A 9,374-nucleotide genomic window follows, 5' to 3' on the forward strand; every position below is an offset into this window, starting at 1 on the left:
TTTTTGTATCTCTGTATGTTGATCAACACAATGAGGACAGCTCACCCCTTGAACATAAGACTCACTGCGCATGTCTTCTTCACTAATCGGCAAACGACAGGCATGACATTGTTCATAACTACCTTTTTCCAATGAATGATTTACAGCAACGCGATCATCAAATACAAAACACTCCCCTTCCCATAATGATTCTTCTGCGGGTACTTCTTCGAGGTATTTTAAAATCCCGCCTTCCAAATGATAGACTTCTTCAAAACCGAGCATTTTTAAATACGCTGTGGATTTTTCACAACGAATGCCACCAGTACAATACATTGCAACCTTCTTATGCGTTGCAGGTGATAGGTTCTCTGCTACATATTGAGGAAATTCACGAAAAGAGGTGGTATTGGGATTGATTGCGTTTTTAAAAGTCCCGATTTGTACTTCGTAATCATTTCGCGTGTCAATGACCGTAACATCAGGAGAACTAATTAATGCATTCCATTCCTCAGGTTTTACATAAGTTCCAACTACATCACTAGGAGATACTCCTTCCACGCCCATAGTAACAATTTCTTTTTTCAATTTTACTTTGGTTCGATTAAAGGGGATTTCATCAGCAAAAGATTCTTTATGAACAATATTCGCCAAAGCACTGTGTTCATTAAACCAACCATAAAGAGCATCGATTGCTTCCCTGGTTCCTGCAACAGTGCCATTTATACCCTCTGCAGCCAATAATAAACTACCTCTGATGTGATTAAGTTTCATAAAATTTAATAAAGGCTCTTGTAACTGCAGATAGTCACTTAATAATACAAATTTATAAAGAGCAGAAATTACATAACTCATATGAACTCACTTTAAATACCGAAATTAATTGTGGCTTTATTATACACTATCCTGCGCTAGAACTGTATGAATTATCCCGATACCCAAAGGGATAATTGGAGTAAAGACCACTTTTCTTTAGTGCTTTTTCAGTAATGGATTAAATATAAAAACTCAACTGGAGCCGTATTATACTGTGCTAATATGAGCTATCGCATCGATAACTACCCTATACTCTTCCAATAATTTTCCGCATCAAAACGTTCCAAAAGAAAATCAATAAACACTCGGACTTTAGAGGGCAAATAACGTTGGTTCGGATAAGCGGCATGAATATTAATATCATGCTCACAATAATCATTTAACACACTAATTAAACGACCCGCTTTAACTTCTTCCGTAACCATAAAACTCGATAACTTAACTAAACCAACCCCCGCTAATGCAGCTTTTACCAAGCCTTGATTGCTATTAATGCGCAGATTCCCCGATACAGGAATACTCAATTTATCTTTTTCATCATAAAAACGCCATTCATGTTTTTGTCCAATTCCTAAGGAATTCCCAGGTTCTGATTGATAAATAAGGCAGTTGTGCTGGGTTAGATCTTCGGGGATTTCAGGCATGCCAAATCGTGCAAAATAGTCTGGAGAACCATAAACACCACTATTGCGAAGAGCAATCTTTCGCGATTTTAATAAAGAAGTATCCGGCAAATCATTGATGAAAATAGCCAGATCTAAGCCTTTATAAATAAAATTCGCATATTGGCTACCAAGAATTAATTCGATTTTCATTTCAGGATACAAAGCGAGAAAATCATTCACAGCCGGAATAAGGTGTACCTGGCCAAAACTCATCGGGGCGTTGATACGCAGAAGCCCTGATGGGATTTGGTGTTGTTGTTGGATTTTATCCGCAGCATCATTAATTTCCGATTTAATCCGTTTGCAATGCTCATAAAAGAGTTGGCCACTTTCGGTGAGGGCCATGGTGCGCGTGGTTCGTTGAATCAATTGCACTCGAAGTTGATTTTCCAAGCGGCTAATGCGTTTGCTAATCACTGAAGAAGAAATAAATAGTTTTTTAGCCGCCGCCGCAAAACTTCCCTCTTCCGCCACGCTTAAAAACACCAAGGCATCACTAATTATAAAATCAGTCATTTTATACCCCCAATCGATTCATGCAAATTTTGCATCAATATGATTCTAAAATTGGTCATTGTTTATTATTTTATATCAATTTATTATGCGGGCCAAATGCTTATCTAGCTGTCAGTAAGAAAAAAAGATAGCCAATATCAATTAATAGTGGGATTAATAAACATGGGCCTAGTATTAAAAGAAACAGCAAACTATCAAGCACGCTATGTTGAATTAGCAAAACCGATGACCGGAGCCATAGCAATAGCCCTCTATTACGTGCTGGAGGATATCGACGGCGATCCCAGCATGAAGCTCAGCATGAGCAACACCATTGCCACCTTTATTTGTTGGGTATTAGGTGAGCAATTAATTCATCGGATTTGTATGCATTTTGATTTATATACGAAACCCAATGCAAAAAATCCCCTATATCGAAACTTAAAAACCCTCGCAAGCTTAGGCTCTTCTTTAGGAATTATTTTTGCTTCACTAAACCATAGTTTATCTAATCGCAAACTATCCTTTTCTCTGCACAGCATGTTGATGGGCTCGATGATCGGTTTATTTGCCTTTATTATTCACCACTATGAGAGCAACCTAGAGCAAGACGCAGAAAGTCTTGATGCGCAAATGGGAACTGAAGGATGGTCCAAATATGCTAAAACAGCGCTTGTTTTAGGGACGTCTCTGGGACAATTTATTGGTGGGCTAGTATCCTACCTCGATGATTGTGACACCCTGACCAGCACAAGCAACATAACCCTCTACAGTGCCATTGCCGCAGTGGCAACCTTTTTTGCGGTCATGGCGTGTGTACCGCTGATCAATTACCTGACACGTAATAAAGAGGAAGACAAAGCTCGAGGCATTTTGGTTAGTGAAGATCGCTCCCTGTTTAATAATAATTACGTACGCTGCGGCCTAACTCTTGGCATGGCTCTAGGCACAGTTTTAGGAGGACTTTTAGGACCGGCGCTTCTTCCAGGCCTCAGTGCCGAAATTGCCATTGCGCTTGGGGCCAGTTCCCTATCAATTATCGCAGGTCTGGGCTTAGGTTTTTGTGGTCAAACTATATCTTCTTATTTTGAGAAGTCTTGGGGAGTCTCTAGCACTACTGAAAACAGTTGGTCTTATGCTGCCCGTAGCACTGCTAATTTTTTTAGCTACATCGGTATTGTACTTGCTTATGCATTCTGTCCTGGAGCGGCATTAGTTCATTGCGTCCTGCTTGGTTCAGCTCTTGGGAGCCTCGTTGGCTGGTTTGCAGGGTTATTAATTATCTGTCTAGCCCGTAAAATAGAGCCAGATGAAAAAGCGATGAGTGCCGACACCCTACCCTGGACCCAGCGCATTGCCGTTGGTACGGGCCGAGGAACAATTATTGGTGCCGTTATAGGTTTAACTTTAGGCTTTATGGTTGGCGGTCCTTTCACCTTGGTCGGCTGGAGTGTTCTTCTGGGAGCGGTGGGTGCTATTATCGGTGGGATACACGATATTGTTGCGGAACCTGTTTTTTATAAATCGATGGATAAAGCAAAACAGCTTATTAAACGCTCAGCTTCATCATTGTTTTTTCCCCCTGAAAATAAAACCCATGCGCTTGAATACTCATCAACTAAGTCTCATTCGCACCAAGTACCCAATCGCCACACTTTATTTTTTGAGAACAAACCTAAATTTATCATTTCTCAAAGTATTAGCACACCCTTACCCCAGACAAAGAACATATTTGATCGTTGCGAAATACAGCCCTATGGGAGCCAAATTTAACACTATGGGTGAGCTAAAGATGTGATTTGAGACGGATAAACGCTTACTGATAAGTGGAAAAGTAAATTGGTATCCCGAGGAGACAGACCACATCCTTGTGGTTGTGCATCATCCTTAATGCATTCTAAACAATCCTTTTAAGACGTCCGCTGTCTTTCCTCGTACTCATTAATCATAGCTAACAATGATGAAGAATAAAACTCCAAATCGCGCATTATCATGTAAGAAATTTCTTATTCTCCGTGCACTCCACGGATCCTTCAAAGATTAAACAGGAACTCTTTCCTGCATTGAAAAAAGTTACATTGACGAGACCAAAATCTCGAAAGCGCATAAAATGCATACATAAAATAAACTATGTTATAATATCGCCCATATTGACCTAATTTCAAGTTTAATCCCAATAACTAAAAGGTGTACTTTATGCAAGATTTAATCGAACGAAATCCTATTGTAAATAATCCAGTATTTCAAGAAAGTATGAAAACAGAGCAAAGCTATAATCAGACTCTAACTTTACTAGAAAATGCGTTTGATAAATCTGATGTACGTAAAAATCAAAATCTTAGTGATTTTAAAAAATTAATTCCCCCGTTAAAAGTTATTTCTGACCAATTACTATCTAATGTAATTAAAGCTGTCGATGTTTCTACTACAGACGGCTCAGTCCTGAGGCAGCAGCGTCAGCAACTTATCACTGCTTTTTTTAAAGCCTACAAAGATTATGTACAAGCTTATAATAGTTTTTGTGTTGCAAGCAAAAAAGAACCTGAATACGCCGCCGTTATCAGCCACTTAGGAAAGCATGATTTAGAATCACTTTTAATTCAACCCATCCAACGTGGTCCACGTTATATGTTACTTATTAACGAAACCGTAAAGAATAATAAAGGTGTTGATGAAACTAACCTCAATGAACTGGACGTATTACTGTCCATAGTTAAAGAATTTTTAGTCTCTATTAATCAAAGTGCAAACGTTCCCAAATCAAATACAAAAGAATATGAATTTGGTGATTACACTAAAGCACTTATGGATTGGGCTGCCGCTGTGACAGTACAACATGAAGATAACCTTAAAGCCCGTACTGGTGAGCAAACCTCTTCAAGTTATCAATTTGGAGATATAACTCGTTACTTTTATGGGAAATTTTTCGTAAATCAACAAGCACTTACAGATGATCTAACCGAAGACCAATCTGAAAAAACACCAAGTGCAACTCTTGGGTCGAGTAGCCAATAAAACAAACTGACATGACACATTCAAGCAGCCATACCAATGTGTCATGTCAATTGGCTTTGTTGTGTAATTAGTGCTAAGAGGGTACGGAGAGCAAAGCAAAATACCCTTAAAAACGAGTTAATGATAAAAACGAAATATCAAACTCTGTCGATTGTTTGCTTGCAAGATCCACCAATATTTTTCCCAGAACATTACTCATTTTATAGGCGTGCCCCGATAGTCCGGCTGCGAAAGCAATCTGGGGGTAATCAGGATGATTATCAATAACAAATTGATGATCCGGCGTAACATCATATAAGCAGCTGGCTTCTTTGATGGCATCGCTGAAGGTGAGCTTAGGTAAATACTGTTTAGCAAACTGCTTAATCGCATCAGCTTCATTATTAAACTCTGGCGAGTCATGCGGATGCTGCATTAATGCACCACCATTATGTCTTGCGACTTTAACAAGACCACTGATGTTAGGAAATCCATAAAAAACCTCACCATTGAGATGATATGAAAAACAAGGAGAGCCATTTTGAATGCTGTATTCATTTGGTTGTACAGAAATCCATACTAATTTTTTTTGGATAATTTGCAATGGAATATCCAGTGCATGCAATAATTCTGGGGCCCAAGAGCCCGTGGTTATAATCAAGTATTTGCTGTAGTACGTCGCTTTATTTGTTGTAACCTGAACCAGGTTATTTTCGCCTACCTTCCAAGACACAACTTTTTCATTATAAGCAACGGACGCCCCATTGGCAGTAGCGGAATTAACAAAATAATTCATGCAATTATCGATTTGCAAAAAACCAGCCTCAGGTTGAAAAATACCAACCATCTCATCTGGAACCTGAAACCCAGGAAAGCGCGTGGTAATTTGTTCTTTGCTTAAGAGTTCAATAGGAATTTGATAATCGTTACAGCATTGAATCGCATCCACACTCATTTTGCTATTCGCAAGCCCCATTTCAAGAACACCACACTCGATAAATAAATCCATTTCGCTATTTGCATCTAAATTTTTCCAATCTAGATACGCTTTTTCTAAAATCGGAATATAGGCAGGATTATCATAATAGGCTTTGCGAAATGCTCGAGTTTCCCCAAGAGTTCCGCCCTTTTGGTGCCCTTGTTCATACTGTTCTATACATAAGGTTGATAATCCGGCACGCGTAGCATTGTACAGTGTTGAACTACCAATACCCCCGCAACCAATAATAATGAGATCGTATATCTTCTTCATTTCCTGAGGTTGTCCATGATTTTTCCCAACTACCGCCCCATTCATATAGGGGCTTTCAATAATATCTAGCCGCGATAGTTGCTTAAAGATCCATGAGTTGTCAACCGATTATTAGTACTAAAGCGGGGTATGCCTTTTGCTTCATAACTGGTTGCGCTATAGTATAAAGAGGGTAATCGATAGAGAGTGCTATGGCAGAAATCATTAATCTTAATAAAAAAAGAAAGGCTAAAGCTCGTGTAGAAAAAGAAAAAAAGGCTTCTGAAAATCGCATTAAATTTGGCAGGACCAAAAAGGAAAAAAAAATTGCCAAGCAAGAAAATGAACGCCAAGAGCGCCATCTTGATGGCCATCAATTGGAAAACAAGGACAGCGAATAAAACACAATATCGTAGGCAGGGCTGCCTCAGACCCAGTAAACACAGTTCGTGCTCACCTCGATGTAAACTTTGCAGCCGCTACATTGATCAAATACTCTAATAATTTTTTTTCTTTGTCTATTCAAAAGAAAGCTCTCTATGTTAAAATTTGAAGCAAAATAAGCACTAAATCATCAAAATATTCCCTCATAACGCCCAGGACTTGTGTCATGCTTCTCACTTACGTAAAAAATAGTAAATTAACTCTGTTAATTAATACTTTCGATGAACAAGCCTTGGTTCCCGGGAGTAATCCCCCCAGATCCAATCGCGATTATTTAGCAGCATTAGTCCAGACTATGCAGCAGGGTGAAATAGACCATCCACTGTTTGCTCATCCAAATATTGAGGTCTATTTGGCTTATCTTTATCTTTGTCGACAATACTTAGACAAGGAATTAGAAAATGCAAAAGACCAACCATTAATTGCAGGCTTTTTAACCAAGATCCGCCATCAAAAACAGGAGGCTATTTTATCAATCACCAAGCAAGACTTTCTGCAACAATATATGTATTTGCTGGCAAGACGGAGCTATGACCAGATTCATGCGCTCAAACTCAATGAGCCTGAGCATAAAATGCTATTCGATGCCTATCTACAGCACATACAATACAGCTACCCAAACATTGACCTTGACCGTATACAAACAAGATTACAAGTCAACCCAGGACTTGGTAACCTATTTATTGCCATTGAAGAAGGCCAGGCAACCTGCAAAGATGAATTATTAAAAACACTACTAGAACCCTCAGATGATCCAACCATCCGCTCACCAATGGCCCTGGTCACTCATGAGGGAAAAGCCCATTATTTAATTCCACCGCTCCATCTGGTCGAATGGATTGCGCGTGAGTGTAATCCCATGCATCAAATTCAAATAGAACCCTGTTTTGGTATTATTAGTCCACAAACCTTATATCAGGAATTCCATTTACAAAACAAACGCTTGATTAACTTACCCTCCCAATTTGTACGCAAAAATCTGGAAACTGCACATGAGCTTAGTTGCACTCCATTTAGTATTTCCGCCCATGATAGTCACTATCATTTCATTGCCTTAGCTCTGCTCTCCACGAATGAATTTCGCTTCATTATGGACTTTGTCATTCCTAAATTGAGTAGCGCAGTTACTGATTTTCCCAGTATGAAAGAGGCCATAGAGGAACTCAATGATCTACCTAGCGACTCAAGTACCAATAACAGCGCCCTCTCACCGGATTATACATTGACCTTTCTGCATCAACGCTTGATTGAAGATCCCTTGCTCTTTTATTTTGGACTGATTAAGTTAATTCCTGAATTTAAAGCGCGTGCCAATGAAATTAATCAACAATTTGGGATTAATATCCAGCAACTTACCCAGCTATTTTCCGTCTATGAACCCTATCATTCACGATTTGAACGTTGCCATCCGTACCATGCATTAGGTGTCTATCATGCTCTTGACGAATTAAAAACCAAAGATCTTCTTAACAAATTTATTGCTAATTTACTGTTTCGCCACAGCGCTCAAGCCTCTCATCTGGCTGCTATTGTCATCAGTTTTCAAAATTATCCTAACTTATACCTCGATGAATCTTTGCTCAATTTATTAGCCAAGGGATTAAGTAATGCACGTGATGACCGTGAAGAACTCCTCATCCGCTCCATTGCACGACGTTTCGTTAGCGCAGCTGAGCTAGGTACTCAACTGAACTTACCACTCATGAGCCTTATCATCAGTCAAAAGAAAAACATCTCATTGACCAATCTCATCATTTTAAACCAACAGGCAGAATCTTTAGTCTGCAACTCAAACATTCCTTTGCTTATCGAACTAGCCAACTGTCCCCTAATAACCACCCCCTTGATTCAACAGGGACTTAGTAAAAAATATTCTATTGCGGAATTAAGACAACAACAAAAACATATTCTAGAACAATGGGAAAGCGCGATACATGACCCATTTGCTCCCAAAGCTCCTCCCTTCCAAGCAATGCGCAATAACTGCACGCAAAATCTAACGATACTTTCACTCTTTCTCAATGCTGCCGAGCAAAAGCCTCTACTTCAAAGCACCATTGAAAATCTATATCGAATGCTTAGTGAAGAACCTGAAATTGCTGGAGCAAATGGAGAAAAACTACATGATTACATCGAGGCTCATCAACAGTCATTGAGTAGTGATTTTTTGCTCACAATTGCTTATTTACTTCATTTAGCGCATTTGCCCTTATCGAAAAATAGCTTGGAGCTTATTTTCAAAGAGCAACGTGAATGGAGTTTAAGATCCACTGCAAATTATCGATTGATTTATGAACTCACAGTTATTATCAAAGCATTACGATTGATACAACCCTCTACCATGAAGAGAGAAATCCAATTATCTCCCCAATTCTTAGAGCGTCTTTTAGCAATGCCCTATGAACAATTGCATAATATAAACCGGGTCTGTAAAAAACTCACCGAAAATGAGATAGACACCTTGTTTGTAAAAACCAATATCCATCCATTAGTCTTATGCATTTATCAAGAAGTGCCCCTAACTCCCCAACAACAAGCATTAATTACAACAAGCTCCCACAGGGACAAATTTAATAAACTTTATAAAAAATATCCACAAGTTTTCGGCCCTTTACTTGGTTTAGCTGAAGAAGGAGCAAAACTAGAGGAGCATGCCGCGAAAAGTTTTTCCCCTAAGGCCTAATGTAAAATGTCCTTGATGCAACGAACACATTTAGAACAATGGATTTACGCGGGAACTATACGCCTAA

6 protein-coding genes and 1 pseudogene are annotated in these 9,374 nt (G+C 39.1%); 4 read left to right on the forward strand and 3 right to left on the reverse strand.

The genetic code is table 11. The annotated features are described in order from the left end of the window. Positions 1–123: 123 nt before the first annotated feature. Both trhO and ACD661_RS12330 read right to left on the reverse strand, forming a co-directional pair. Positions 124–834: pseudogene (trhO, locus tag ACD661_RS12325) on the reverse strand (oxygen-dependent tRNA uridine(34) hydroxylase TrhO); the annotation flags it as partial. 203 nt (positions 835–1,037) lie between these two features. After that, entirely contained in the window at positions 1,038–1,976 is a 939-nt protein-coding gene (locus ACD661_RS12330) for a LysR family transcriptional regulator (RefSeq protein WP_400188169.1), read from the reverse strand. A gap of 162 nt (positions 1,977–2,138) precedes the next feature. Here ACD661_RS12330 and ACD661_RS12335 point away from each other — a divergent pair, with 162 nt between their 5' ends. Together ACD661_RS12335 and ACD661_RS12340 are read left to right on the forward strand one after the other, a co-directional pair. Then, positions 2,139–3,728 carry a hypothetical protein gene (locus tag ACD661_RS12335; RefSeq protein WP_400188170.1) on the forward strand — a complete coding sequence of 530 codons (1,590 nt, stop codon included), beginning with the start codon at positions 2,139–2,141 and terminating at the stop codon, positions 3,726–3,728. A gap of 423 nt (positions 3,729–4,151) precedes the next feature. Beyond that, on the forward strand, positions 4,152–4,970 hold the full coding sequence (locus ACD661_RS12340; protein WP_400188171.1) for a RhoGEF domain-containing protein: 819 nt from the start codon (positions 4,152–4,154) through the stop codon (positions 4,968–4,970). A gap of 106 nt (positions 4,971–5,076) precedes the next feature. Here ACD661_RS12340 and solA read toward each other — a convergent pair whose 3' ends face one another. After that, a complete protein-coding gene (solA, locus tag ACD661_RS12345; RefSeq protein WP_400188172.1) occupies positions 5,077–6,201 on the reverse strand; it encodes an N-methyl-L-tryptophan oxidase in 1,125 nt (374 codons plus the stop codon). A 191-nt stretch (positions 6,202–6,392) separates the two neighbouring features. On the opposite strand from solA, the gene ACD661_RS12350 reads away from it, so the two are divergent. Then, positions 6,393–6,581: a DUF4169 family protein gene (locus ACD661_RS12350; RefSeq protein WP_400188173.1), complete on the forward strand. Its 189-nt coding sequence runs from the start codon at positions 6,393–6,395 to the stop codon at positions 6,579–6,581. Positions 6,582–6,790: 209 nt separating this feature from the next. After that, positions 6,791–9,307 (forward strand): hypothetical protein, encoded by a 2,517-nt coding sequence (locus ACD661_RS12355; protein ID WP_400188174.1) that lies wholly within the window; start codon positions 6,791–6,793, stop codon positions 9,305–9,307. Positions 9,308–9,374 lie beyond the last annotated feature (67 nt).

The sequence above is a fragment of the Legionella lytica genome, assembly GCF_044626755.1.
Classification (GTDB): domain Bacteria; phylum Pseudomonadota; class Gammaproteobacteria; order Legionellales; family Legionellaceae; genus Legionella; species Legionella lytica_A.